The 26,039-nt window shown below is 63.8% G+C and carries 28 protein-coding genes and 3 tRNA genes; 5 read left to right on the forward strand and 26 right to left on the reverse strand.

Annotated features, from left to right (window positions below; translation table 11 throughout):
- The 3 genes from VF194_RS01700 to VF194_RS01710 all read right to left on the reverse strand — a co-directional run.
- The coding region (locus VF194_RS01700; RefSeq protein ID WP_330887489.1) for a GTP-binding protein at window positions 1–141 on the reverse strand (141 nt) is incomplete at its 3' end.
- 174 nt (window positions 142–315) lie between these two features.
- Window positions 316–389 (reverse strand) — tRNA-Gly (locus VF194_RS01705).
- A 70-nt stretch (window positions 390–459) separates the two neighbouring features.
- Window positions 460–545: transfer RNA gene (locus tag VF194_RS01710), tRNA-Tyr, on the reverse strand.
- 149 nt (window positions 546–694) lie between these two features.
- Between VF194_RS01710 and rlmB the strand changes: the two genes are divergently transcribed.
- On the forward strand, window positions 695–1,591 hold the full coding sequence (gene rlmB / locus VF194_RS01715) for a 23S rRNA (guanosine(2251)-2'-O)-methyltransferase RlmB (RefSeq protein ID WP_330887396.1): 897 nt from the start codon (window positions 695–697) through the stop codon (window positions 1,589–1,591).
- 16 nt (window positions 1,592–1,607) lie between these two features.
- On the opposite strand, the gene bfr is transcribed toward rlmB, so the two are convergent.
- The 3 genes from bfr to VF194_RS01730 all read right to left on the reverse strand — a co-directional run bounded on the left by bfr (window position 1,608) and on the right by VF194_RS01730 (window position 3,095).
- Window positions 1,608–2,090 carry a bacterioferritin gene (gene bfr, locus VF194_RS01720; protein ID WP_330887398.1) on the reverse strand — a complete coding sequence of 161 codons (483 nt, stop codon included), beginning with the start codon at window positions 2,088–2,090 and terminating at the stop codon, window positions 1,608–1,610.
- Window positions 2,091–2,325: 235 nt separating this feature from the next.
- On the reverse strand, window positions 2,326–2,553 hold the full coding sequence (locus VF194_RS01725) for a (2Fe-2S)-binding protein (protein WP_330887491.1): 228 nt from the start codon (window positions 2,551–2,553) through the stop codon (window positions 2,326–2,328).
- Between the two features lie 14 nt (window positions 2,554–2,567).
- The gene (locus VF194_RS01730; protein ID WP_330887400.1) at window positions 2,568–3,095 is read right to left on the reverse strand and encodes a hypothetical protein; all 528 of its coding nucleotides are present in this window, start codon (window positions 3,093–3,095) and stop codon (window positions 2,568–2,570) included.
- Window positions 3,096–3,242: 147 nt separating this feature from the next.
- Here VF194_RS01730 and VF194_RS01735 point away from each other — a divergent pair.
- Together VF194_RS01735 and VF194_RS01740 are read left to right on the forward strand one after the other, a co-directional pair.
- Window positions 3,243–3,317: transfer RNA gene (locus VF194_RS01735), tRNA-Thr, on the forward strand.
- A 151-nt stretch (window positions 3,318–3,468) separates the two neighbouring features.
- On the forward strand, window positions 3,469–4,593 hold the full coding sequence (locus VF194_RS01740) for a hypothetical protein (protein WP_330887401.1): 1,125 nt from the start codon (window positions 3,469–3,471) through the stop codon (window positions 4,591–4,593).
- Between the two features lie 21 nt (window positions 4,594–4,614).
- Here VF194_RS01740 and VF194_RS01745 read toward each other — a convergent pair whose 3' ends face one another.
- The 11 genes from VF194_RS01745 to VF194_RS01795 form a co-directional block, all read right to left on the reverse strand.
- Window positions 4,615–5,412: a DnaJ domain-containing protein gene (locus tag VF194_RS01745; protein ID WP_330887403.1), complete on the reverse strand. Its 798-nt coding sequence runs from the start codon at window positions 5,410–5,412 to the stop codon at window positions 4,615–4,617.
- A gap of 4 nt (window positions 5,413–5,416) precedes the next feature.
- Window positions 5,417–6,079, reverse strand: coding sequence for a VWA domain-containing protein (locus VF194_RS01750; RefSeq protein ID WP_330887405.1), 663 nt, complete (start codon window positions 6,077–6,079; stop codon window positions 5,417–5,419).
- 152 nt (window positions 6,080–6,231) lie between these two features.
- Entirely contained in the window at window positions 6,232–7,524 is a 1,293-nt protein-coding gene (locus VF194_RS01755) for a TRAP transporter large permease (protein ID WP_330887407.1), read from the reverse strand.
- Complete coding sequence (locus VF194_RS01760) at window positions 7,521–8,066, reverse strand: TRAP transporter small permease (protein WP_330887409.1); 546 nt, start codon at window positions 8,064–8,066, stop codon at window positions 7,521–7,523. Before VF194_RS01760 ends, VF194_RS01755 begins: the two co-directional genes overlap by 4 nt.
- A 37-nt stretch (window positions 8,067–8,103) precedes the next feature.
- Window positions 8,104–9,096 (reverse strand): TRAP transporter substrate-binding protein, encoded by a 993-nt coding sequence (locus tag VF194_RS01765; RefSeq protein ID WP_330887411.1) that lies wholly within the window; start codon window positions 9,094–9,096, stop codon window positions 8,104–8,106.
- 221 nt (window positions 9,097–9,317) lie between these two features.
- Window positions 9,318–10,127 (reverse strand): division plane positioning ATPase MipZ, encoded by an 810-nt coding sequence (locus tag VF194_RS01770; protein ID WP_330887413.1) that lies wholly within the window; start codon window positions 10,125–10,127, stop codon window positions 9,318–9,320.
- Between the two features lie 31 nt (window positions 10,128–10,158).
- Window positions 10,159–10,572 (reverse strand): DUF1489 domain-containing protein, encoded by a 414-nt coding sequence (locus VF194_RS01775; RefSeq protein ID WP_330887415.1) that lies wholly within the window; start codon window positions 10,570–10,572, stop codon window positions 10,159–10,161.
- Window positions 10,573–10,579: 7 nt separating this feature from the next.
- A complete protein-coding gene (locus VF194_RS01780) occupies window positions 10,580–11,485 on the reverse strand; it encodes a hydroxymethylglutaryl-CoA lyase (protein WP_330887417.1) in 906 nt (301 codons plus the stop codon).
- Window positions 11,486–11,487: 2 nt separating this feature from the next.
- Window positions 11,488–13,497: an acetyl/propionyl/methylcrotonyl-CoA carboxylase subunit alpha gene (locus VF194_RS01785; RefSeq protein ID WP_330887419.1), complete on the reverse strand. Its 2,010-nt coding sequence runs from the start codon at window positions 13,495–13,497 to the stop codon at window positions 11,488–11,490.
- A 4-nt stretch (window positions 13,498–13,501) separates the two neighbouring features.
- Window positions 13,502–14,299, reverse strand: coding sequence for an enoyl-CoA hydratase-related protein (locus VF194_RS01790; protein WP_330887421.1), 798 nt, complete (start codon window positions 14,297–14,299; stop codon window positions 13,502–13,504).
- 3 nt (window positions 14,300–14,302) lie between these two features.
- Window positions 14,303–15,910 (reverse strand): carboxyl transferase domain-containing protein, encoded by a 1,608-nt coding sequence (locus tag VF194_RS01795; protein WP_330887423.1) that lies wholly within the window; start codon window positions 15,908–15,910, stop codon window positions 14,303–14,305.
- A gap of 160 nt (window positions 15,911–16,070) precedes the next feature.
- Here VF194_RS01795 and VF194_RS01800 point away from each other — a divergent pair, with 160 nt between their 5' ends.
- Window positions 16,071–16,856, forward strand: coding sequence for an SDR family NAD(P)-dependent oxidoreductase (locus VF194_RS01800; protein WP_330887425.1), 786 nt, complete (start codon window positions 16,071–16,073; stop codon window positions 16,854–16,856).
- On the opposite strand, the gene VF194_RS01805 is transcribed toward VF194_RS01800, so the two are convergent.
- The 8 genes from VF194_RS01805 to VF194_RS01840 form a co-directional block, all read right to left on the reverse strand.
- Complete coding sequence (locus tag VF194_RS01805; RefSeq protein WP_330887426.1) at window positions 16,841–17,806, reverse strand: DMT family transporter; 966 nt, start codon at window positions 17,804–17,806, stop codon at window positions 16,841–16,843. The genes VF194_RS01800 and VF194_RS01805 overlap by 16 nt on opposite strands.
- Before the next feature lie 2 nt (window positions 17,807–17,808).
- Entirely contained in the window at window positions 17,809–18,414 is a 606-nt protein-coding gene (locus tag VF194_RS01810; protein ID WP_330887428.1) for a 2-hydroxychromene-2-carboxylate isomerase, read from the reverse strand.
- A gap of 12 nt (window positions 18,415–18,426) precedes the next feature.
- Window positions 18,427–19,032, reverse strand: coding sequence for a 2-hydroxychromene-2-carboxylate isomerase (locus VF194_RS01815; protein WP_330887430.1), 606 nt, complete (start codon window positions 19,030–19,032; stop codon window positions 18,427–18,429).
- 22 nt (window positions 19,033–19,054) lie between these two features.
- Complete coding sequence (locus tag VF194_RS01820; protein WP_330887432.1) at window positions 19,055–20,830, reverse strand: potassium/proton antiporter; 1,776 nt, start codon at window positions 20,828–20,830, stop codon at window positions 19,055–19,057.
- 11 nt (window positions 20,831–20,841) lie between these two features.
- Entirely contained in the window at window positions 20,842–21,972 is a 1,131-nt protein-coding gene (locus VF194_RS01825; RefSeq protein WP_330887434.1) for an acyl-CoA dehydrogenase family protein, read from the reverse strand.
- Window positions 21,973–21,985: 13 nt separating this feature from the next.
- Window positions 21,986–22,624, reverse strand: coding sequence for a hypothetical protein (locus VF194_RS01830; protein WP_330887436.1), 639 nt, complete (start codon window positions 22,622–22,624; stop codon window positions 21,986–21,988).
- Complete coding sequence (locus VF194_RS01835) at window positions 22,621–23,793, reverse strand: isovaleryl-CoA dehydrogenase (protein ID WP_330887438.1); 1,173 nt, start codon at window positions 23,791–23,793, stop codon at window positions 22,621–22,623. The genes VF194_RS01830 and VF194_RS01835 overlap by 4 nt, the downstream gene beginning before the upstream one ends.
- A gap of 61 nt (window positions 23,794–23,854) precedes the next feature.
- Window positions 23,855–24,319, reverse strand: coding sequence for a PaaI family thioesterase (locus VF194_RS01840; RefSeq protein WP_330887440.1), 465 nt, complete (start codon window positions 24,317–24,319; stop codon window positions 23,855–23,857).
- Between the two features lie 159 nt (window positions 24,320–24,478).
- Between VF194_RS01840 and VF194_RS01845 the strand changes: the two genes are divergently transcribed.
- Entirely contained in the window at window positions 24,479–25,363 is an 885-nt protein-coding gene (locus tag VF194_RS01845) for a LysR family transcriptional regulator (RefSeq protein ID WP_330887442.1), read from the forward strand.
- A gap of 3 nt (window positions 25,364–25,366) precedes the next feature.
- Here VF194_RS01845 and VF194_RS01850 read toward each other — a convergent pair whose 3' ends face one another.
- Window positions 25,367–26,029: a carbonic anhydrase gene (locus tag VF194_RS01850; RefSeq protein WP_330887444.1), complete on the reverse strand. Its 663-nt coding sequence runs from the start codon at window positions 26,027–26,029 to the stop codon at window positions 25,367–25,369.
- Between the last annotated feature and the right edge of the window lie 10 nt (window positions 26,030–26,039).

A 26,039-nucleotide genomic window follows, 5' to 3' on the forward strand; every position in this document is an offset into this window, starting at 1 on the left:
ATACGCCGTAAACGACGCCCCGCCCGTCTCAGCCAAAACCTTCGTGATCGCCGCCGTCAGCGACGTCTTCCCATGGTCAACGTGACCAATCGTCCCAATGTTGCAATGCGGTTTCGTACGCTCAAACTTTGCCTTGGCCATTGTTTTGTCCTGTTTCCGACCTGCGGTGTCGCTCGACCTGCTTTGCCGCCCCTTTCGGAAGCGGTCTTGGTTAGTAATGACCGGTCTCCGACTTTGCCGCGCTGCATCAGCGCCCTGGGCATTGCCGAACACCGTCGACGGATCAGACCCTTAGGTCGGCTCCGCCCAACGAGCTGGAGCGGGTGAAGGGAATCGAACCCTCGCAACCAGCTTGGAAGGCTGGGGCTCTACCACTGAGCTACACCCGCCGCTTCGCGTTACGTCCGAAGACTCTACGCTAACTCTCTGGTGCCAAGGCACTTTTGCGTCAGCGTCTGATGGTGGAGGGGGTTGGATTCGAACCAACGTAGGCGTGCGCCAACGGATTTACAGTCCGTCCCCTTTAGCCACTCGGGCACCCCTCCGACCGGGCCCCCCGATTACCGAAGGGATTACCGCTAGTCAATGGATTAAACGCGACAAAAGCACCATCATCGCCCCCATAGCCCCAAAAAATTTAAGAGGTTGGGCGGCAATGTTGTTGCTTCTACCGCCAGCCAGTATAAGAGCCGCCATGCGCAGACGCAAGCCGAATGCCCGTTCGCCCAAAGCGGCGACGGGCCCTTCCCGCCCACGCCACGGCCATTCGCCACAGCCGAATCGGCCGCATGGGCCGAAGCCGCTGGAGACCGGATCAGGACGGGAACGCCGCCCCGAGGCCGACCACCGGCGGCATGAGCGCGGCGGCCGGCCCGATCTGCCGGTCTGGCTCTATGGCCGGCATGCCTGCCTCGCCGCGCTGCAGAACCCGCACCGCTACCTGCGCCGCCTGCTGCTGACGCGGGAGGCCCTGGCGGAACTTCAGGGGCATCTCCCCCCCCATCCTCAGCCCGAGATCGTCGACCGGTCGCGGCTGGAAGCCACCTTGCCGGCCGGGGCGGTCCACCAGGGAATCGCGGTTTTCGCCGATCCGCTTGACGATCCGGGCATCGAAGGGCTGCGGGTCCCGCCAGAGAGCGGTCGCGACACCGTCCTAGTCCTCGACCACGTGACCGATCCGCGCAATATCGGCGCCGTGCTGCGCTCCGCCGCCGCCTTCGGCGCCCGCGCCCTGCTGGTCACCGACCGCCATGCCCCCGAGGCCACCGGCGCCTTGGCCAAAGCCGCCTCGGGCGGGCTGGAGATCGTGCCCATCATCCGGGTCACCAATCTCTCGCGCGCACTCGATCAATTGGCCGAATACGGCTTCTGGCGGATCGGGCTGGAAATGGCGGCGGACCGGACGCTCGCCCAAGCGGTGCAGGACATCCACCGCATCGTCCTGGTGCTGGGGGCCGAGGATGAAGGCCTGCGCCGGCTGACGCGGGAGAAATGCGATTTCCTCGCCCGGCTGCCGATGACGGGCGCGGTGGAAAGCCTGAACGTTTCCGCCGCCGCCGCGATCGCGCTCTACGAATGCGTGCGCCGCTAGGGCGAACGCATTCGCTTCAGGACGGCTTGCCCTCGCCCATCTGTGACTGCAGATAATTCTGCAGTCCGACCGAGTTCACCAGATCGAGCTGGGTCTCGAGATAATCGATGTGGTCTTCCGTATCCTCGAGGATTTCCCGCAGCAGATCGCGGCTGACGTAATCAGGGGTAGTCTCGCATAGACCTATGGCGGCGATCAGATCGGTGCGGCCCTTGCGCTCGAGATCCAGATTGGACTGCAGTCCCTCGGGAATAGTTTCGCCGATATGCAGCTTGCCAAGGTCCTGCAGATTCGGCATGCCCTCGAGCAGTAGAATGCGCTCAATGAGCTTGTCGGCATGCTTCATTTCTTCGATGGATTCTTCGTATTCGTGATGTCCGAGCCGCTCGTAGCCCCAGCTCTTCCACATCCGCGCATGCAGGAAATACTGATTGATGGCGGTCAGTTCATTCTTCAGCACGGCGTTGAGGTGCTGGATGACTTTCTTGTCGCCCTTCATGCGAGCCTCCTTGCAAAGCGCACCCGATCATCGAGGCACCGCTTAAAGGCATAACGCCGCAAGCTGCATCCTCTCAAGGGAAATAGCGGGAAATACGGGGTGATTTAGAGAAACTCAGCCTGGCGAAGAACCGTGCGACTGCATTCCACCGAAGTGAGAGCGCGCATCATTCGCAGTTTGAGCACCAGCAGGCCACCGCCGCCTAGGCAGGTCAGGGCGATGAGAACAACGCCCGTCATGCCGCAGCTTCCGTCAGCGCCATGGTCATGCAGCAGTTTCCTTGTTCGGAAGCCGCCTCGGCCACGCCCTGCCCGTTCACCATGCTGCGGACATCCGGCACGCATTTGCCGCATTGCGGACGGTCGGCGATATGGCGGTACACCGCCGCGACCGATCTGCATCCATCGGCAATCGCCTTGCGGACATCGCCGTCAGTAAATCCATGACACAGGCAGACATACATGACGCTCACTCACCTCAATGAACGGATAGCGCGACGGGCATGGCAACGAACGGCACAGGCCGATTCCGCTGCCCCACGCGGTATGGGAGATCGTGCCCGCTGGAGGCGAGGCGCTCGCCAAACGCATTCAGCGGCGTCAGGAAGGCATCCAATCCAGAAGGAAGAACCAGCCACCCAGCCATAGCCCGGGCCGCAGTGGTCGCCCCGGCCTGCTGCGCTGCGACGATGCACACCAGGCAAACCTCGTCGGCTCCCACGCAGGCACAGCACGGTTGGTGATAGACAATCGACCGGCGCGCATGGCGGCTGAGGCCGGTCAGCGCCGCATCGAGCGCAAACAGAGCGGGCCGCGCTTCCTGGCGCAGGAACTGCCGGTCGAATTCCCGGGCCAGCATCGGCAGATGCTCCGGCCCCGAAACCCAGCGCCGGAATGCCCAGACGACGAGACGCTCGCCTTCGGTCAGTTCGCCGGTGGTGGTCGGCCAGGCATGCCCCTGACGGAGTTCCGCCCGATCCTCTGCCTCGTCGCCGCGCTGCGCCATATCCGATCCTGCAAATCACTCGCAGAAACAAGTTAGTTTTATTGCGATTGATTATCAAGTGCCAATTTGACGCAGCGTCGGCTGTTCGCGGCCTTGCCGGGTGAAGAAGCCTTGCGTAAATAAGGCCACGCCGAAGCGTGAAAAAATGCCGGATTAGCTCAGCGGTAGAGCAGCGGTTTTGTAAACCGAAGGTCGGGGGTTCAATCCCCTCATCCGGCACCATTATCAAATATTAAGCATTCGGCCCCGCAAACGATAAAGACATCGTAACGCTTTGCCCCGATCATCGCTCTGCCTGAGCGTTGTTTTGCCTAGGCAGATGGGGGGCTTTTTGCTGTCGTATATCCGCCATCTCTTTGTAATGGCTGCGCTCATGGCTATGACCCCGATTGCCATGGCGGATGACGGCCGCTTTCCCGAGAAATCCAGCCAATCCGATGTCGGGCTGATCGTTTCCATCGCCCCTCCGGCCGGCGCCGTGCCTTCCGGGGCCGAGCTGCCGCCGCCAGGACCGCAGATCTGCCCCCTCTTCGTCAGCCCGCAGGATCCGGTTTTCTGCCTGGCCCAGCTGGCTCCGACCTCCCTGACGGAAAATCCGGATACCGACTTCTCCCTGCGGGTTCTGGACCATTTCAGCCTGCTGGATTTCGACCACCTCTTCAGCGACCTGGCTCCATCGGCGGGACCGGACGGCATGGGGTTTCACTCCCGCTTCACCGATCCGCTGGCGCTGACCATCGTGGGATTGCCCGCGGGCGACGAAACCGGGGCTTCGCCGCGGGCGCTGCGCGCCGCCTATGACGTGCCGCAGTTTTTCGAGGGTCTGACGGTCACCAGCTCCGGCGCCATCCGCCGCACCACTCTGGCGGGCGATCTCGCCAGCAATTCCGCCAATGGCCGGATTGGCCTGACCTACAAGGAATACGGCATCAACGTGAATATCGCTCCGGATGTGCTGGTCAACTGGGGCGACATGGCCGGCAGCGAAACCCGCTATGGCGTGGTCAACCAGGTCTCGACCGATCTGGCGCCCAATCTGAGCCTGATGCTGTCCTCCGCCTACAATTACTTCAGCTACGAAGATCCGCTGCAGAACCGCAGCGTCGTGCGGGGCCGCATGGGGCTTACCTACAAATACGCCAGCGGCTACAGAATCGGCGCGAGCTTCCGGAGCCAGAACGCCTACGACGAATACGACAGCCGCTATATCTTCGGCCCGGGGATTTCCGTCACCGTGCCGGTTTCCGATACGGTCAGCTTCACCGCCACGAATCAGTTCGACTTCACGCAACTGAGCCAGTCGGATGCCGGCATCGACATTCCGCAATATGGCCGTCGCCAGCAGGTCGAACTGCAGGCCAACTGGACGCCCAAGGCCGTCGCCAACCAAGGCATGACCGTCACGGCCGGCTATGCCTATACCTATGATACGCTGACCATCGACAGCGCGGAGCCGCGTGTCGCCTCGGCGAGAATCGCCGTGGCGATGCGGTTCTGAATCATCAGGGACAAATAACGGCTATTCGCCGAGAAGCAGGTCTTTTGCCCGGTTGATTTGCGCGGCGAGATGCGTCGAGCCGCCCTGATCGGGATGAAATTTCTTCATCAGCCGGCGATGGGCGGCGCGAATGGCATCGGGAGATGCGCCCGGCTTCAGCCCGAGCACGGCGAATGCCTGTTCGCGCGTCAGACCATCGCCGGTCGAGCCGGCATCGGAGTCGCCGGCCCGGTCCGCCTGTTCGCGCCAATCCTCGCCCACCATGCGGTCCAGATAGGCTTCCAGCAAAGCGGCCGATTGATTGTCCGCAGCATTGCACGTGCGCCATAAAGCCACCAGATCGTCGAAAGTCAGGGACGACAGGCGACGGCCGGCGAACACCCCCTGCAGAACGTCGCCGTCCATACGTCCCGTGGCGTGGTCGAGCTGCATTCTCAGCCAGGCGGTTTCCACGCTGGAGCGGTTGCCGGACGAGCCGGCCGGGGATGGCCCCGAACTGTCGTAGCCGGTGCGCGCTCTGCTCCATCCGCTGCCGAGGCCGCGGCCGCCAAGCAAACCGCCCTTGCCGAAGAGCTGACCGCCGAGCTGAAACAGGCCGCGCGGCCAGTATCCGAGCGCCCCGATGGCGGCGAGCGCCAGGAACACCGCGACATCGACACGGCCACGCACGAGAAAGAACAGCCCGAAGCCGCCGCACAATATCGCGGCGACGATCCTCAGCCCCTTGGCCAGCGCTTTCGGATCGGCACGCACAAAAGCCTGCGCGGCCAGCCACAGAATGATGACCCCAATGACGCCCAAACCGAACCAAGCGAGCATTTGCCTACCGCATCTGTCCGATCAGTAGCCGTACTTCGGAACCTGCCGTCTTGGCATAGCTTTCGAGTGCCTTGAGGCCGCCGGCCGCGTAGACGGCAACCGCGGACAGCAATTGCCGCAAGACGGCTGCGCTGGAACGATCGAAAGCGCAAAACGCGCCGCGGGTGAGCCGAGCCATTTCCTTGAAACAGGCTCTGGCCTGCGGGTCTTCGCCCTCCTGGAAGGCAAAGATCGGCACGCCCATCAATCCCAGTTCGCCGGCACGAACCGCGACATCGTCAGGATCCTCCTCCAGGCAATCGCCGACATAGACCAGAGCATTGATCCGACCCTCGCGCGCCTCGGCGATCGTATGATTGAGCACGCGCTCGATCTGGGTATGGCCGCCGACGCATTCGACCTGCCGCATCAGGCGCAGCAACGCTCCGGCCTCGGAAACCCAGCCGGATGCCTTGCATTCCCCCAGGCCGCGAAAGAACACCAGTTGGATATCCAGGCCGCCGAGTTCTGCCGTGGCGCGGAACATGTCGCCCTGGATCCGCTGCGCCTCGTCCCAGGTCTGGCGACGGCTCGCCGTCGCATCCATGGCGAAGATCAGCCGACCGCGCCCGGACTGTTGGCCAGCGGCACGCGGGGCGGCAGCGACGCGGCGGAGGAAGTCGCTCACCTCCTCGCCGGTGGATCTGGCAGGGATGCCGCCTGAGCCGGGCGGCTTCGAATCTGATGGGTTCATCCGCTGACCTTCCCATAGGCCATATCAGGTATAGGCCTCTGGCGCCGGCAGCGCCAGAGGCCCCAATCAGCGGCCGGCCTACGCCGTCAGTGCGAGGCAACCCCGAAAAGAAGGTTCGGAAGCCATGTCGAGACGCTCGGGATGTAGGTCACGATCATCAGGAACAGCAGCAGGATCATCAGCCAGGGTAGCGCCGCGCGGACGACCTTCAGGATCGGCATGCCGGTTATACCCGATGTGACGAACAGGTTCAGACCCACCGGCGGCGTGATCATGCCGATTTCCATGTTCACCACCATGATGACGCCAAGATGGATCGGGTCAATGCCGAGCTTGACGGCGATCGGGAACAGGATTGGCGCCAGGATCAGGATGATCGCCGATGGTTCCATGAAGTTGCCGGCAATCAGCAACAGGATATTGACCACGATCAGGAAGGCCCAGGGCGGCAAGCCCCATTGAACGATCGCCGCGGTGATAGTCTGCGGAATCTGTTCCGTCGTCAGGACATGCGCAAACAGAAAGGCGTTGCAGATGATGAACATCAGCATCACCGTCGTCTTGCTGGCCTCGAGGATCACACGCGGCGCCTCGGTCAGCTTCATGTCCTTGTAGACGAAGACCGCAACGACAAAAGCATAGACGGCCGCCACCGCCGCCGCCTCGGTCGGCGTGAAGATGCCGCCATAGATGCCGCCGAGGATGATGATGATCAGCATCAAACCCCAGATGGCATCGCGCCCGGTCCGCAGCCGCTCCGCCCAGGAATGCCTCTCCTGCCGCGGCAGATCGAGCATACGCGCCGAGATGTAGACCGCCGCGATCAGCATCAAACCAAGCAAAATGCCGGGGATGACGCCGGCCATGAACAGCCGGCCGACGGAACTCTCGGTCGCCGCGCCATACACCACCATCACGATCGACGGCGGAATCAGAATCCCCAGCGTGCCGGCGTTGCAGATCACACCGGCGGCATATTCCTTGGAATACCCGGTGCGCACCATTCCGGCGATCACGATCGAGCCCACGGCCACGACCGTGGCCGGCGAGCTGCCGGACACCGCGGCGAACAGCATGCAAGCCATTACGGAGGCGATGGCGAGGCCGCCATAGGTATGGCCGACGCAGCTGATCGCGAAGTTGATCATGCGCCGCGCCACGCCGCCCGTCGTCATGAAGGCGCCGCCAAGGATGAAAAACGGAATCGCCAGCAGCGTGTACTGGTCCATCGTGGCGAAGAATTTCAGCGCCAGCGATGCAAGCGAATCCTGCGCAAAAAGCATGAGCGTCAGAAGACTCGACAAGCCGAGCGAAATACTGATCGGCACGCCGATCGTCATCATGACGAACAGCAGGGAAAACAGGAAAACGATATTCATCGGGCCTGCTCCCCGCCCACATCCTCGGCATGCGCGCGCAGCACTTCCGCCGCTTCGTCGCCGAGATTGAAGCCTCCCAATTTACCGGTGACGATTTTCCACCAGACCTGCAGCAGTCGGATCCCGAGCAGCGCAAAGCCGATCGGCATGATGCTGACGAGCAGCCAGCGCGGCAGCGGAATATCCTCGGCCTCGACACCCAGCATGTGCATCGTATCGAAATATTGGTAGGCACCGTAGGTCAGCAGCCCTGCATAGGCCAAGCAGAGCAGCGTGGTAAGCAGGCCGATAATGCGGCGCCCCTGGCGCGGCATCAGATTGACCACGGCATCGACGCCAATGTGGAAGCCGACCTTGATGCCGTAGGAAATCCCGACCATCACCAGCCAGCCGAACATGTAGGTGGTCGCTTCGAGCGCCCAGCCCCAGCCGGTGTTGAAGATGTAACGCAAAACCACCTGCGAAAAGGTGAGCAGCGTCATAGCGGAGAGGAGGAGGATCAAAAGACCCTCCTCCAGCCGGTTCATGAACTTCTCGATCATGAGCGCCGCGTCCCCCCTCGCGACGGGCCGATCACGCTCAGCTAGCCTTGTTCGAGGCCAGGGCGGCGTCGATCAGATCCTTACCGACAGCCGGCTCGAACTGCTTGTAGACCGGAGCCATCGCCTTGCGCCACTGCTGCTGCTGCTGCTTGGTCAGAGTGATGATCTCGGTCTTGCCCGAGTCCATGATCTTCTTCTTGTCACCCTGGTTGATGTCGTCAGCCAGCTTGTTGGCATACAGCGTGGCCTCGTCCATGCACTGCTCAAGGGCGGTGCGGATGTCCGCCGGCAAGCCGTTCCAGAACTTGGTGTTGGTCACCACCATGTAGTCGATCACGCCGTGATTGGACTCGGTGATGTATTTCTGGGCTTCGTGGAACTTCTGCGAATAGATGTTCGACCAGGTGTTCTCCTGGCCATCGACGGTGCCGGTCTGCAGGGCCTGATACACCTCGGCGAAAGCCATCTTCTGCGGATTGGCGCCGAGAGCCTTGAACTGCGCCTCCAGCACATCGGAGCTCTGGATGCGGAACTTCAGCCCCTTGGCATCCGCCGGCACCCGCAGCGGCTTGTTGGCCGAAAGCTGCTTCATGCCGTTATGCCAATAAGCCAGGCCAGTATAGCCCTTGCTCTCGATCGACTTCAGCAACGACTGGCCGACCTTGCTCTTCTGGAAGCGGTCGACGGCCTGAATGTCGTCGAACAGGAAGGGCAGATCGAAAACCTGCAGTTTCTTGGTGAATTTGCTGAACTTCGACAGCGACGGAGCGATGATCTGCACGTCGCCGAGCAGCAGCGCCTCCATCTCCTTGGAATCGCCGTAAAGCTGCGAGTTCGGATAGACCTCGACGACGACCTTGCCGGGCAGTCGCTTTTCCACCAGTTCCTTGAACTTGAGGGCACCCTGCCCCTTCGGGGTCGCGTCGGCAACGACATGGCTGAACTTGATCTTGATCGGTTCAGCCGACGCTGTCGTGGCAAATGCCAACGCCGCACCCAGCATCGCCACGCCGGTGATAAAATTCCGCATCTGTTTTCCTCCTAATTGTCCACCACCCGGATTTCCGCCGGATTACTATTTTTCGTTTAGCTCTCCCTCGGCGATCCGGGTACCCCGGTCATCCGGTCGGGCAGAATAACCAGATCGTATACCGCCAGCAACAATCTCATGGCCCGCAATCGCTTGATGACGCGACGAAATTCAACGCTTTTTCCCGAAGCGGTTTTTGTTGCAAGTGCACAATGGCACCATTAGTCGTCCGTGAAGAGCCCGAGACCAACCAGCAGTGAACGAACCTCTTGCCGCGCCGCCGCCTGCGCCATGTTGATACTGCCGGTGCGGTCGAGGTCCATCAGGGTGAGGCCAGACAGGAACAGCTCGCGGAAGATGACGCGCTCCGACAGGCCGGGCAGGAAGCGGAAGCCGATCCGCTTCTCCAGGGACTGCAGCACATGGCCGACATTACGCTTGTTGCGCGCATCGAGATGCGAAAGCCGATTCCTGATGACCACCCAATCCACACTCTGCCGGTCGCGGGCAAAGCGCTGCTTGCGCTGTTCCCAGACCATGACCGCGTAGCGGCTCGGCTTGACCACCTTGAGGGTTTCCGGGTCGACGGTCGCCAGCAGGTCGACATCGATGAAGCTGTCATTCACCGGCGTGATCAGCAGATCGGCATAGGAATGGCCGTGCCGCGAGAGATTGGTATCGCTGCCCGGACAATCCAGCAGCACGAAATCGTGGCGCGCCGACAGATCCGCCATCGCCGCCGCCAGCCGTTCGGCTTCTTCTGCTGCGGCTTCGCTTCTGACCGGCCTGTCGCTTTCCGCAACAACGACATGCTCGGGCATCGGCAGCCGCAGCCCGTTCTTTTCAATGAAGGCTTTGCGGTTTTCCAGATACCGGGTCAGGGTCCGCTGCTTGGCATCGAGGTCGATGGCAGCCACCCGGCCGCCTTCCAGCAGCAATCCGGTCAGGATGTGCATCGCCGTGGTCGACTTGCCGGAGCCGCCTTTTTCATTGCCGACCACGATGATGCGCGCCCGCGCCGGAGCGTCCATTGCCCTACTCCCGATGATTTGCAGCTTGGTATTACAACAAGCCGAGGTCGCGCAACTCTGCCGCAAGCTCGGGCGGCAATTCCGCACTGCCCCTGCCCATTTTCGGCAGATCGGCCGGGGCTTCATCAGCCTCGAGATAGCGCCAGCCCTGATGCGGCCGGCGAGGCTGCGGCACGACGGGGATGAGTTCCGTCTTCATGACGATGCCGCAATGCGGCCCCTCGCCTTCCAAAACGACATCCTTCAGCCCGACGATCGGACAGCGTACCGCGATCCGTCCCTTGACGATCCAGTACAGCGATCCGCCGGCGAGAACTTCCTCGGCGCGCTTGGGCATATGCCGCGTGTGGTGGGTGAACGTCCTGCCGCGGCGCGCCTTCATGCGCTGGCGGAAATGCTCGATGCTTTCGATCCCGACCGCAACTTTCACCAGATGAACGGGCACGGCAGTCTCACAGGCACTTCGACTTCATCGCCTTGGCGACGCGGGAGGCCGGCGGGCGGCCAAGCCGGTCGGAAATCCACCAGGCCGTCTGGACCAGCTTCTTCAAATCGACGCCGGTTTGGATCCCGAGGCCATCGAGCATGTAGACCAGATCTTCGGTCGCGACATTGCCGGTGGCTCCGGGAGCATAAGGGCAACCGCCCAGTCCGGCAATTGAGGCATCATGACGGGCAATGCCGCATTCCAGCGCCGCCAGGGTATTCGCCAGGGCCTGGCCGTAGGTGTCATGGAAATGTCCTCCCAGGGCCTCCAGCGGCACGAGCCTGGCACAGGCCTCTATCATCGCCTTTATCTTGCCTGGCGTACCGACGCCGATCGTATCGCCCAGACCGATATCGTCGCAGCCGAGATCGTAAAGCTGCCTGGCGACCTTGGCGGTCTGCTGCGGCGGAATATCGCCTTCGAAGGGACACCCGACCACCACCGAGACGAAGCCGCGCACTTTGACGCCGTCCCGCCTGGCGGCCTCGACCACGGGCCGGAACCGCTCGATGCTCTCCTCGATGCCGCAATCGATGTTGCGGCGGGAAAAGCTCTCGCTGGCCGCAGCAAACACGCCGATTGCCTCGGCGCCGGCGGCACGCGCCGCCTCATAGCCCCTCATATTCGGGGTCAGCACCTGATGGAGGACGCCGGGCCGAGGCTTCAGCTGCGCCATCACCTCGGCATGGTCGCCCATCTGCGGCACCCATTTCGGCGAAACGAAACTGGTCGCTTCGATATGGGTCAGGCCGCAATCGGCCAGCCGCTCGATCAGCTCGACCTTGATCGCCGTCGGCACCACGCCTGGCTCGTTCTGCAGCCCGTCGCGCGGCCCGGCTTCCCAGAGCGTGACGCAGCGTGGCAAACCCATTGTCATTCTTCCGCCTCGATACTGAGCAGCGCGGCGCCTTCAGGCACCTGGTCGCCGGCCCGGAAATGCACCTTGGCAATGCTGCCGCGTCCCGGCGCGCTGATCGTGTGTTCCATCTTCATCGCTTCCAGGATCATCAGTGGCTGGCCACGTTCGACCCTGGCTCCCTCGGCCACCATCACCTGCACTACCTTGCCCGGCATCGGCGCAGTCAACTGGCCGCTGCCGGCCTCGTCGAGTTCGACGGCGGCGCGCGGATCGACCAGAATCAGGCGGTGCGTTTCGCCCGGCAGCAGAATCGTCAGGTCATCGCCCTGTCGGACGATCCCGACTTTGATGCGCCGTCCGTCGAGCACGGCGTCCAGGCTGCCATTATCCAGGTTCCCCTGCGCGACCACGTCTTTCTCAAGACCGCGCAACCGGATCGCACCGTCGCTGAGATACTCCACGCGGCAGATCGTGTCGGTATCGCGATCCTTGAAGATCAGCTCGTCAGCACCCTGATCATTCAGCCGCCAGCCATTGACCGCCGCCCAGGGCGACCAGGGATCGCCTGCGGTACTGGCCGCCGCCCTGGCGCGCCGCTCCAGAACGACCGCCAATGCCGCCAGGGCCAGCACGTTGGCGGAAGCCGGTGCCGGCTGGGGGATCAGATCGGCACGGAAACGCTCGATGAAGCCGGTATCGAGATCGCCGCCCGCGAAGGCCTCGTGGCTCACCAGCGACATCAGGAAGGCGGTATTTGTCGTGACGCCGGCGATCTGATACTTGCCGAGCGCCTGGCGCATCCGGCGCAAAGCCGATCCGCGATCCTTATCCCATACAATCAGCTTGGCGATCATGGGATCGTAATGGGGCGAGACCGCATCGCCTTCGCGCACGCCGGTATCGACCCGCACATGCGCGGTCTCCGCCGGTGCACGCAGGCGGCATAGCGTGCCGACGGATGGCAGGAAATTGCGGCCCGGATCTTCCGCGTAGACGCGCGCCTCGATGGCATGGCCGGTGATCGCCAGATCATCCTGCCCGGCGGGCAGGGTCTCGCCGGCGGCGACGCGCAATTGCCATTCCACCAGGTCCTGCCCGGTGATCATCTCGGTCACCGGATGCTCCACCTGCAGGCGGGTATTCATTTCCATGAAATAGAAGCGGTCGGCGCGCAACCCCTCCGAAACGTCGGCGATGAACTCGACGGTGCCGGCGCCGACATAGCCGATCGCCTTCGCCGCGGCGACCGCCGCCTGCCCCATCACCTCGCGCATGGCGGCCGGCATGTCGGGCGCCGGCGCCTCTTCCAGCACCTTCTGGTGCCGGCGCTGCACCGAGCAGTCGCGCTCGAACAAATGCACGGCATTGCCCTGGCTGTCGGCGAAAACCTGGATTTCGATATGGCGCGGCTTGACGAGGTATTTCTCCAGCAGGACCTTGTCGTCGCCGAAGGCATTGGCCGCTTCGCGCTTGGCACCTGCCAAGGCGGCTGCGAAATCCTTCGCCGCGTCGACGCGCCGCATGCCCTTGCCGCCGCCTCCGGCGACCGCCTTGATCAGTACCGGATAGCCGATCCGCTCGGCTTCCTTGGCGAGAAAATCCGGCGCCTGTTCGTCGCCGTGGTAGCCCGGCACCACCGGCACCTTGGCCTTTTCCATCAGCGCCTTGGCAGCACCCTTCAACCCCATGGCGTCAATCGCGGCGGCCGGCGGACCGATGAAGACAATTCCGGCCTCGGCGCAGGCGCGGGCGAAGCCGGCATTCTCCGACAGAAAGCCGTAGCCCGGATGGATCGCCTCGGCCTCGGTCATTCGTGCCGCCGCGATGATCCGCTCGGCGAGCAGATAGCTTTCCCGCACCGGCGCGGGGCCGATATGCACCGCTTCGTCGGCCATGCTCACATGCATGGCCTTGGCATCGGCATCGGAATAGACGGCGACGGTGGCAATGCCCAGCCGCCTGGCGGTGCGGATGACGCGGCAGGCGATCTCGCCCCGGTTGGCGATCAGGATCTTGTGGAACATCGTCTTACTCCGCCCATTTCGGCCTGCGCTTCTCGAAGAAAGCCACCAAGCCCTCCTGCCCTTCCGCGCTGGCACGCCGGTCGGCGATGTTCTGTGCCGTGAATTCCATCAGCTCGTCATCGACTGCCTGCTGCGCCACGCGGCCGATCAAGGTTTTCGAATCGCGGATCGCCCCCGGTGCACCCAGCAGCAATGCCTTAACGATCTCCTCGCCGCGCGCCGCCAGGGCGGCTTCGTCGGCAGCGACCTCATGCACCAGGCCGATGCGGCAGGCTTCCGCAGCGCCGAAACGCTCGCCGGTCAGGAAATAGCGATGCGCCTGGCGGCGCCCGATGGCAGCGACCACGTAGGGGGAAATCGTCGCCGGCGTGAGCCCCAGCCGCACTTCAGTCAGCGCGAACTGCGCCGACTGCGTCGCCAGCACGATATCGGCGGCCGAGGCCAGGCCGGTGCCTCCGGCCATACAATTGCCATGCACCAGAGCCAGCGTCGCCTGCGGCAGGTCGCGAAGCTGCTTGAGCATGCGCGCCATGTTGAGCGTGCTGGCGCGGTTCTGCTCCGGCGTGGCCCGGCCGGACCTGCGCATCCAGTCGAGGTCGCCGCCGGCGGAAAAGCTCTTGCCCGCCCCCTTGAGCACGACGACGCGGATCGCGGGATCGGCCGCCACCTGGCTCCAGATGGCAGCAAGCCGCTGCACGATGTCATCGTTGAAGGCATTGTGAATCTGCGGCCGGTTCAGCGTCACCGTGGCGACGCCGCGGCCATCGCGTTCGAACAGCACCAGGGTCTGGCTATCGCTCATGGCTCACATCCTGAAGACGCCGAACTTCGTCGGCTCGATCGGCGCGTTATGGGCCATGCTCAATCCCAGCGCTAGAACCATGCGGGTATCGAGGGGATCGATGATGCCGTCGTCCCACAACCGCGCCGAGGCATAATAAGGGTGGCCCTGGCGGTCGTATTGCGCGCGGATCGGATTCTTGAACGCCTCTTCCTCTTCCTTGCTCCAGTTCTGCCCCGCCGCCTCGATGCCGTCCCGCTTCACCGTCGCCAGCACGCTGGCAGCCTGCTCGCCGCCCATCACGGAGATGCGTGCATTCGGCCACATGAACAGGAGGCGCGGACCGAAGGCGCGACCGCACATGCCGTAATTGCCGGCACCGTAAGAGCCGCCGATGATGACGGTGAATTTCGGCACACGCGCACAGGACACCGCCGTGACCAGCTTGGCGCCGTCGCGCGCGATGCCCCCGGATTCGTATTTCTTGCCGACCATGAAGCCGGTGATGTTCTGCAGGAAGACCAGCGGGATGCCGCGCTGGCAGCAAAGCTCGATGAAATGCGCACCCTTCAGCGCGCTTTCGGAAAACAGGATGCCGTTATTGGCGATGATGCCGACCGGGTAGCCATGAATCCGGGCGAAGCCGCAGACCAGCGTGGTACCGTACAGCTTCTTGAATTCGTCCAGCTCCGAGTTGTCGACAATGCGGGCAATGATTTCGCGCACGTCAAACGGAATGCGCCCGTCCTTCGGGATGACGCCGTAAAGCTCTGCGGCATCGTAACGTGGCGCCACCGGCTCGCGAACATCGCCGGATACCGACTTGGTGCGGTTCATATTCGCGACGATACGCCGCGCCAGACCGAGCGCATGGGCGTCGTTCATTGCGTAATGATCGCTCACGCCGGAGGTGCGGGCATGCACATCGGCGCCGCCCAGTTCTTCGGCCGTGACGATCTCGCCGGTCGCCGCCTTCACCAGCGGCGGGCCGCCGAGAAAGATGGTGCCCTGGTTTCGCACGATGATCGACTCGTCCGACATGGCCGGAACGTAAGCGCCACCCGCCGTGCAGGAGCCCATCACCACGGCTATCTGCGGAATGCCCTCGGCCGACATCGTCGCTTGATTATAGAAGATCCGCCCGAAATGCTCCTTGTCGGGAAACACGTCGTCCCAGGTCGGCAGATTGGCGCCGCCCGAATCGACCAGATAGATGCAGGGCAGCCGGTTCTCGTGGGCGATCTCCTGCGCGCGCAGATGCTTCTTGACCGTCATCGGGAAATACGTGCCGCCCTTGACCGTCGCGTCATTGCAGACGATTACGCATTCGCGGCCGGAAACGCGCCCGATGCCGGTGATAATGCCGGCGGCATGGATACCGCCGCCATACATGTCCCAGGCGGCGAACTGGCTGAGCTCCAGGAAGGGCGAGCCGGGATCGAGCAGCGTGCGTACGCGCTCCCGCGGCAGCATCTTGCCGCGCGAGAGGTGCTTTTCGCGCGCCTTGTCGCCGCCGCCTCGCTTGATCTGCTGCACCTTCTGCTTCAGATCGTCGACAAGGGATTGCATCTGCGCGGCGTTGTCCCGGAAGGCCTCGGACCGGGTATCCAATTGGCTGGAGATCGCGCTCATGGCTGGGCGTTCTGCTTCTTGTTCTCTGGCGGCATGACGCGAACATGCCAGCCCCCCTTCCCTGCCGCAAGGGGCGCGGCGGCAAAAGGATGCGCGTGCCGCGGCGACCTGCTAATTTCCGCCATCTATCGGCCACATCGAGAAAAACTATGGAGGAGTCATGGCCCGCAGCAGCATGGATTTGAGCGGCAAGGTTGCATTGGTCACCGGCGGCAATGGCGGCATCGGCCTGGGCATGGCCGAGGGCATGGCGGCAGCCGGTTGCAACCTGGTCATCTGGGGCGGCAATCCAGACAAGAACGCCGCTGCGGAAGCCAAGCTGAAAGGATACGGCCATCGCGTCCTGGTTCAGAAGGTCGATGTCGCGGATGAACAGCAGGTCGAAGCCGCCTTCGCCAAGGCGCTGCAAACCATGGGCCGGATCGACGGCTGCTTCGCCAATGCCGGCGTCAGCCAGAAACGCTCGCCATTCCACGAGCTGAGCACGGCGGAATGGCGCCGAGTGCAATCGGTCAATGTGGATGGTGCCTTCTTCACCCTGCGGGCGGCTGCCCGGCACATGGTGGATCGTGCCAAAACCGGTGATACGGCTGGCGGCCGGCTGGTCGGCATGGCCAGCACGGCAGCGGTCCATGGAGCGGCCCAGGCGGAATCCTACGCTGCCAGCAAGGGCGCCATGGTGGCGATGATGCGCGCGCTCGCCGTCGAGATGGCGCGCTATAAGGTGACGGCCAATTCCATCCTGCCCGGCTGGATCGAGACAGAGATGACCGCGCGCGGCGTGGCCGACCCGAAATTCAGCGGCGCGGTGCTGCCGCGCATCCCGGCACGGCGCTGGGGTCAGCCGGACGATTTCGCCGGCATCGCGGTCTACCTGATGAGCGATGCCAGCCAGTACCATACCGGCGACAGCTTCGTGATCGACGGCGCCTATACGATCTTCTGAACGGCAAATGCCTTGCGGGCCTGCTGGGCTTGCAGCCATTGCATGCGGAAGACGCCCACGAGGATCAGTATCCCGCCGGCGATCTGCTGCAACGTGATGCTGCTGCCGAAAAACAAGGCAGCGACCATCACCGCAAAGACGGGCGCAAGGCTGCTGTAAAGCGTGGCAATCGGCACGCCGACATGGCTGACACCGTAATTCCAGAACAGGATGGCGATGCCGGCACCTCCCAGCCCCAGCCAGGCCAGCATGCCGACTGCCGGCAGCGGCGGCCACTCGACCGGCAGGCGGATCGGATCGATCCACGCCAGAATGGCAAACAGGCTGCAGATCAGGATTCCGCCGCACAACGACGTCAGGAAGGTGATCCGCATCTGACTCCAGGCCAGCGGCGTCAGCCAAGCCTGCGCCTTCAGTGAATACCAGCTCCAGCTTGCCATCGCGATAACCAGCAGCGCTTCGCCGGTATAACCATAGTCGCCGGCGGAGCCAGTCTTCGGCCGCACGGCGTCGAGCGCCACCAGCGAGGCCCCCACCATCGCGAGGATGGCCGCCGGCCAGAAGCCGCGCGCAAGCGGCGCCCGGATCATCATCTTCGCCATCAACGCCGCGATCAGCGGGCTGCAGCTCATGGCAATGGCGGCGCGGACGGGGTCCGAAAGCATGATGCCGATGGTGTAGAAGACAGAGAAAGACGCCATCCCGGCACCCAGCAGGAAGACCCGCGGCCAGGGCAGCGGTCCGCGAAACGGCGAGGCGCGCTCCAGGCCAAGGCTCATCAAAAACAGCAATGGCGCCGGAATCAGATACCGGATGGCCGAAACGAAGAAGGGATCGAGATACCGCGTCGCCAGCGCATGCGTCATCGGAATCATCGCGCCCCACAGCAAAGCCGTGACGACCAACCCGACGATCGCCTGCGGCGCGGCTCCCGCGTCCTTCCCGGTCATGATCAGGATCGCGACCGTCGCGCCAGCCAACGGTCGATATGATCGATCCGGTCGGCACCCCAGAACATCTCGCCATCCACAATGAATGTCGGCGTGCCGAAAGCCTGCCTGGAAATCGCCTCCGCCGTTGCATCCAGCACCGCCTGGCGCGCCGCGCCGTCCTCGGCGGCTGCGGTCAGCTCCGCTTCGGGAATGGCCAGCGACGACAACAGCCCGGCCAGATGTTCCGGCCTGGCGATGTCCCTGCCCTCGCCCCAATACTGCCGGAACACAGCCTTGGCCAAGGCGATCGCCTTGGCCGGATCCTGCGCCTTCAGGCGATAGAACAGCAGCCGCGGCAGCTTGGCGTCGGTGGGGAATGGCGTCGGCGTCGTGACGATCGGCAGATCGGCCAGTTCGGCCGAGCGTGTCCAATCGTGCATCATGTAATCCATCTTGATCTTGGGAAATGGCGTCCGGTCCGGGATCGCCTTCCACAAATGGCCAATGGAGACCGCCCGCCAGTCGACCGCTCGGCCATGCTTGTTCGCCACGGCCTCGATCAGGTTGGCACCGATATAGGCGTAGGGTGACGGGAAATCCCAATAGAAGATGATCGGCTCAGCCATTTGGCCCTACTCCTACCAGCCGCCGCGCTCAAGCCAGCGATCGATCATCTCCAGCCGATCGGCGCCCCAGAATGGCTCGCCGTCGACGATGATGAAGGGCGAACCGAAAACTCCGCGATTCTTGATCGCGTCATCGTTGACTTCACGCAGCTTGTCCTTGATCTCGGGATTTTCGATGCCGGCGAGGAGCTCCTTCCGGTCGACGCCCATGCCGGCCGCGATATCCGCCAGCAGGTCCGGCGACGATATGTCCTTCCCATCGACGAAATAGGCGGCATAAACCGCTTTGATGAACGGCACCGCTTTCGCCGGCAACACCTCCTTCAGCCAATAGACACCGCGTGCAGCCGCCTGCGTCGGAAGCGGAAATTTCTCCGGCATATTGAAGGCGATGCCATGCTCCCGTGCGCTGCGCTTGAAGTCGTGCGTGGAATACTGGCCCTTCAACGGATAATGCGTAAGCGGCTGGGTGCCTGCGATCTTGAAGACGGCGCCCAGCAGCATCGGCCGCCAGTCGACTTCCCGGTTGTGCTTGGCTGCTATCGCATCGATGCGCTGGGCGGCGATATAGCCATACGGCGATGAGAAGTCGAAATAGAATTCCAGTGGGGCGGCCATGCTTCCTCCTTTTTTGTCCATTTCAGTCGAAACCGAAGGCGCGACGGAAGCCTCGCAGGAACGGGTGCTCCTCCGGCTCCAATTCGATGCCAACCGACGTTATCCGCTCGTTGCGGACTTCGCGCACGACCAGCTCGACGGGCCCGACGCGCAAACGATCGCCGACAACGGCACGCTGCCGCAAGCGCCGGCGGATATAGGCGCCGACCGGTTCGTTGCGGTCCGTCTCGTCGATGGGTACGCCATAGAGGTTGGCGACCTCCCCCAGCAGCGTATCGCCTGTGAGGATGAATTCGCCGAAAACCTCCTCGCCACGTTCGCGCCGCTTGCGCGTCGGCTTCCGCCGGGCGGCAAAAAGCCTATCCAGCGAGAAGAACTGCTCGGGCGGCGCCAGGACCAGCAGGTAGTCGTCAGGCTGCAGGCTTTCGAGCCTGGTGCGATCCATGACGGTGCCATCGCGGATCACCGAGATGATACGGCAGCGGCGCGGCAAAGGCAGTTCGAGGAAACGATAGCCTAGCGCCGGTGCTTCCGGTTCGACCCGGTAGCTGGCGATATCGCGATCCAGGGCCGAGCCCAGATCGATTTCGGTGCGGGTCGGCGCCTCGGGTGATGGCGGCAGTTCGAGGCCGAAGAACCGGGCGACCGGCCCGATCGTCCAGCCTTGCAGGGCCAGGGACGCCACGACACATACGAAGGCCGCGGTAACGTAAACCTCCGCCTGCGGCACATTGGCCAGGACCGGGATCGTGGCCAGGAAAATCGGCACTGCGCCGCGCAGCCCGACCCAGGCAACGAAGCCGATCTCGCGCATCGTGTAGCGGAACGGCAGCAGGCAGAGCACGACGGCGACCGGACGGGCGAGGATGATCAGGAGTACCGCGACCACGGTGCTGCCGATGAAATAGGGTTCCATCTCCGCCGGCGTCATCAGCAGGCCAAGCAGAAGGAACATGATGATCTGGCCCAGCCAGCTCAAACCGTCGTAGAAGCGCAGAATTACCTGGGCGCCGCGATGGCGGCGGTTGCCCAGCACGAGGCCGGCAACGTAGACGGCGAGAAAATTCGAGGCGTGGACGAAATGCGCGCCCGAAAAGATCAGCAGGGTCGCCGCCATCGCCACGATCGGATAAAGACCGCCGGCGACCGGCACGCGGTTGAATAACGCCACCAGCAGGAAGCCGCCCACGGCGCCGATCACCAGACCGCCGACCATCTGCAGCAGAAACTGAGCGGCAAGGTGGAGCGTGTCCGGCGGCTGTCCCAGCCTGAGCAATTCGACGCAGATCATGGTCAGGAAGATCGCCATGGGATCGTTGATCCCCGATTCCACCTCCAGCGTGCCGCTGACGCGCTTTTGCAGCGCCATGCCCTTGACGTTGAGCAGGAAGAACACGGCGGCCGCGTCCGTCGAGGCCACGATCGAGCCGACCAGGAAGGCTTCGAGATAGCCGAGGCCAAGGGCGAAATGTGCCGCCGCGGCCAGCAGGCCGGCGGTCACCAGCACGCCGATGGTGGCCAGCGCCAGGGCCGGCGCCGCGACCAGCTTCACGGTGGCAAAGCGCGTGCGCAAGCCGCCATCGAATAGGATGATGCCGAGCGCCGCGGAACCGACCGAGTAGGTCAGCTGATAATCGTGGAAGACGATGCCGCCCGGGCCGCCTTCCCCTGCAAAAAGGCCCAGTCCCAGGAAGACCAGCAGGAAGGGGACGCCGAAGCGGCTCGAAGCCGAACCGGCGAAAATGCTGACCAGAACCAACAGCGAGGCAACGAAAAGGATATCGTTGGCCTGGTTCAATGCTGCGTCCTCTAGGTAGTTAGGGCGCGGCTGATCACCAGCCGCTGCACATCGCTGGTGCCTTCATAGATCTGGCAGACCCGGACATCGCGATAAATCCGCTCGACCGGAAAATCGGCGAGATAGCCGTAACCGCCATGAATCTGGATGGCGTCCGAGCATACGCGTTCCGCCATTTCTGATGCAAATAGTTTAGCCATGCTGGCTTCCTTCAGGCAGGGCAAGCCGGCTTCCTTCAGCCTTGCGGCGTTCAGCACCATCTGGCGCGCCGCCTCGATGCGGGTCGCCATGTCGGCCAGTTTGAAGGCCACCGCTTGGTGATTGCGGATCGCGGTGCCAAAAGCCTGACGCTCGCCGGCATAGGCCAAGGCCGCCTCGAAGGCAGCCCGAGCCATGCCCACCGCCTGGGCGCCGATGCCGATGCGGCCGGATTCCAGATTGGCCAGCGCGATCCGGTAGCCTTCGCCCTCCTCGCCCAGCAGGGCATCGTCGTCCACGACCAGATCCTCGAAAACGATCTGGCAGGTATCGGAGCATTTCTGGCCGAGCTTCCTTTCGATGCTGGCCACCTTGTAGCCCGGCGTACCGGTCGGAACCGCGAAGCAGGAGATGCCGCGCTTGCCCTGCCCCGGATCGCTGACCGCGAAAACCAGCGCCAGCTTGGCGATGGAACCGGAGGTAATGAACTGCTTGACGCCGTTGATCACCCATTTGCCGCCCTCGCGGCGGGCGCGGGTCTTGAGCGCCGAGGCGTCCGAGCCGGCCTGCGGTTCGGTCAGGCAGAAGGCGCCGATCCATTCGCCGCGCGCCAGCGGTTTCAGATAGCGTTCCTTCTGCGCGGCACTGCCGTAGCGCTGCAGAGCGGCGCAGACCGGCGAATTATTGACCGACATGATCGTGCTGACCGCGCCATCCGCCGCCGCGATCTCTTCCAGCGCCAGCACATAGGCGATGAAATCGGTCCCGGCACCGCCCGCTTCCTCGGGCACGACCATGCCCATCAGGCCGAGTCGTCCCATTTCCCGCAGCAGGTCGAGCGGCGGCTGGCCGTTGCGATCCCGCTCGGCCGCGCCCGGCAGCAGCTTCTCCTGCGCGAAGCTGCGGGCCATATCGCGGACCATTTGCTGCTCTTCGGTCAGCATTGCCGTATTCCTTCTATTTTGTGGCGCTCGAGTCCGCTTCGTCGGCTTGTCCGAGCCGCAAAGCCCCGGCTGTCGCCTTCGCCCGCTCCTCCGTCATCTTCTCGCCGGCGCTCGCGCAGTAGACGCCATCGAGGCGCAGACTGCCCTCGGTAAGAGCGTGGCCTTTCGCGGGGGCCTTGCCTTCCGGCGCCGCGTAAAACCCGACCGCGAGGCATTCCCTGGCGCCCAGCTCGAAACGGCGGGTTTCCGCCGGTCCGGCCGGCGTCTGCCGCTCATGGTCCTTGTCGTCGAGCGCCTTGGGCGAAGGCGCTTCCAACCCCTTCAGCACCGTGCGGGCAAACTTCATCAGATCGACCGGCCCGCTCAAATAATGATCGTCGCCGGTCAGGTCGCGCAGGACGACGATGGCGAAAGCGCCGGCCGGCTTCTGCGCCCGCCAGAAATAGCGTTCGATCCGATAGCCCAGCGGCGCGGTGAAGGACTCGGCCATATGCGGGCTGGCGGCGAGGTCCTGGGCCTGCCACTGCACTTGCCGATCCTGCGGCGCAATGGCGGACCAGTGAACCTCCTCATCCGCGGCCAGGACGGTATGGGAGCCGATGAGCGGCAGCAGAACGGCGGCGAGAAACGACACCCTACGCAGCAGAATCACTTGGTCTCCTCGAAGATTTCACGGCCGATGAGCATGCGGCGGATTTCCGACGTGCCGGCGCCGATTTCGTAAAGCTTGGCATCGCGCAGCAGCCGTCCGGTCGGATAGTCGTTGATATAGCCGTTGCCGCCAAGAATCTGGATCGCATCCAGCGCGATTTTGGTAGCCTTCTCGGCCGCGAAAAGAATGGCGCCCGCGGCATCCTTGCGCGTCGTCTGGCCGCGATCGCAAGCGCGCGCCACCGCGTAGACATAAGCGCGCGCCGCGTTCATCTCGGTATACATATCGGCGACCTTGCCCTGGATGAGCTGGAAGGTGCCGATCGACTGGCCGAACTGCTTGCGCTCGTGGATATAGGGGATCACCACATCTATCGCAGCTTGCATGATGCCAAGCGGCCCGGCCGCCAGCACGGCGCGCTCGTAATCCAGCCCGCTCATCAGCACATTGACGCCCTTGCCGACCTGGCCGAGGACATTCTCCTCCGGCACCTCGCAATCCTCGAAGACCAATTCACCAGTATCCGAACCGCGCATGCCGAGCTTGTCGAGCTTCTGCGCCGTCGAGAAGCCCTTGAACCCCTTCTCGATCAGGAAGGCGGTAATGCCGCGCGGCCCGGCATTCGGATCGGTCTTGGCATAGACCACCAGCACGTCGGCGCTCGGCCCGTTGGTGATCCACATCTTGTTACCGTTGAGGATATAGCGGTCGCCCTTCTTCTCGGCGCGCAGCTTCATCGACACGACGTCGGAGCCGGCATTCGGCTCGCTCATCGCCAGCGCGCCGAGATGCTCGCCGCTGATCAGCTTGGGCAGGTAGCGCTTCTTCTGATCGGCATTGCCGTTGCGGCGGATCTGGTTGACGCAGAGATTGGAATGCGCGCCATAGGACAGGCCGACCGAAGCCGAGCCGCGGCTGATCTCCTCCATGGCCACGCAATGCTCAAGATAGCCGAGCCCCGCGCCGCCATATTCCTCCTCCACCGTGATGCCGTGCAGACCGAGATCGCCCAGCTTGGTCCAAAGGTCGCGCGGGAATTCATTGGTCTTGTCGATAGCGTCGGCGCGCGTCGCCAGCTCGTTGTCGACGAAGCTGCGCACGCTCTGGCGCAGCATATCGGCGGTCTCGCCGAGCCCAAAATCGAGCGTCGGATAAGTATTGGCGATCATGATGGTAGCCTCGCGGAATCAGGTTGCGGGATATTAGCGAATCAGATGCAGGGATGCAGCATCAGCGGGGTGCGTCGGCGCGTCCCAGCAGACACATCATCGTGGCCAGTCCGGTGGCGCAGGGCGTCACCTTGCCGCCCCGGTGGGCGAAGACGTCCAGCGTGCAGACGGTGAGCGTGCGGCCATGGCGGGTGACCCGGCCGCACGCCAGCAGCAGATCGGCATCGGCGGGCGCCAGCAGGTTGAGCTTGTACTCCACGGTCAGGACGGTGGAATTGGCGGGAAACAGGCTGAAGGCGGCGTAACCGGCGGCGCTGTCGGCGATCATGCCGACCACGCCGCCATGCACGAAGCCGTGCTGCTGGGTGATCTCCGGTTTCTTGGGCAGGCTGATCTCGCACAGACCGGGCGCCACCGTGGCAAGCCTGGCGCCGATCAGTTCCATGGCCGGCTGGCGGGCGAAGCTGTCGCGCACCCTCGCCTCGAAACCGGCATCCTGCGGCTGAAAACCGGTCACCGCGTTCATGTCACCACCTCCTGGGATGCAATCGGCTTTGACTTGAAAGCCGCCGCAATTCGCGAAATCCGCCGGAAAGGCGGTGTTGGCCGGATCCAGCCCTAGCCCGAAAAACGACATAGAGGAAATCAATTGTCTTTATGGATTAAATAGTCTTTCTCTATTGCCATGAACCTGACCCTGATCCGCTATTTCATGGCCGTGGTGGAGACCGGCAGCTTCACCCGGGGCGCCGAACGCGCCAACGTCACCCAGCCGACGCTGTCGGCCGGCATCAAGCGGCTGGAGGAAGCGCTGGGCGCCTCGTTGTTCGAACGCAGCCGCGGTGCCCAGCTCACTCCGGCGGGGGCGCGCTTTCTGCCCCGCGCCCGGCTGCTGCTGCAGGAATGGACCGCCGCCCGGCGCGAATTGCGTCAGGCCAGACCGGCGCCGTTGCGTTTGCGGCTCGGCTACATCCCCGGCCTGCCGCAGCATGGCCTGACCGCCCTGCTCGGCAGCTTCATCGCCGCCCATCCCGACATAGCGCTCGAGATTCTTGAAGCGCCGGCGGCGGCCCTGAGCCGCCGCCTGCAGCTGGGCCGCATCGATGCCGCCCTGCTGTTCCTGGAGGACAGCTCGGGCGACGCCGCTCTGCCGCTTTTCCGCCAGCGCTATCTGCTCGGCGCGCCGCCGATGCACCCGCTGGCGCATCGCAGCGCCGCGCGCATTGCCGATCTTCAGGACCAGCCCTTCGTGATCCGGCCGCAGGCCGAGATCATGCCGGCGGCCGAGCGGCTGTTTGCCTCGTTGAATGTCCGGCCGCGCATCATCGGCCGGGTGGAAAGCGACCTCGGCCTGCTGGCCCTGGTGAAAGCCGGCGTCGGCATGGCGATCCTGCCGCATTGGCTGGCCGGCGACGGGCTGGCGACGCTGACGCTGCCGGAATTACGCGACACCCACCGCGTCGGCCTCATCTGGCGCGACGATGCCGCGCCTGCCGTCCGGCAACTGCGTGACTTTGCCGCCGGGCACGACTGGGACAGCGATTCTTCGCTGCCCATAATCGGCCATTGATTCTCAGCCCAGCCGGGCCAGCCAGTCCGGGCCGCTGCCGGCCACCGGCTCGAAATGGCCGGTTGCGGGATTGCGCACCAGCATCTGGCCGGTGGCGACGCCGAAATAGGCGCCGTGCAATTCCAGCTTGCCGCGTTCGACCAGGATGCGCACGCAAGGAAAAGTCAGAAGGTTGCGCAGGCTGAGTTCGACGGCGGCAAGCTCCAGACGGCGCAGATACAGGAAATCATCCGGTCCGCGCGCGCCGAGCTGCTCGGCGGCCGGCGCGATCTGCGACATCCAGCGCCCGATGAAATCGCCGGGCGACAACGGCTCCTGCTCGTCAGCGAAGGCGCGGATGCCGCCGCAGAAGGCATGGCCGAGCACGACGATATGCTTGACCCTGAGCGCCTGCACGCCGAATTCCAGCGCGGCGGAGGTGCCGTGCTGGGAATCGCGGTCCGGCTCGTACGGCGGCACGATGTTGGCGACGTTGCGCACCACCAGCAGCTCACCCGGTGCCGCATCGAAGATGACTTCCGGCGAGACGCGTGAATCGACGCAGCCGATCACCATGATCTCCGGCCGCTGCCCGGTTTCGGCCAGCATCTCGTAGCGGCTGCGCTCGCTGGCGAACCGTCCGCCGAGAAACGCCTTGTATCCGTTGGTCAGCCGTTCGGGAAACATCGCACCTCGC

Origin of the sequence: Ferrovibrio sp. (genome assembly GCF_036381655.1) — a bacterium.
Lineage (GTDB): Bacteria > Pseudomonadota > Alphaproteobacteria > Ferrovibrionales > Ferrovibrionaceae > Ferrovibrio.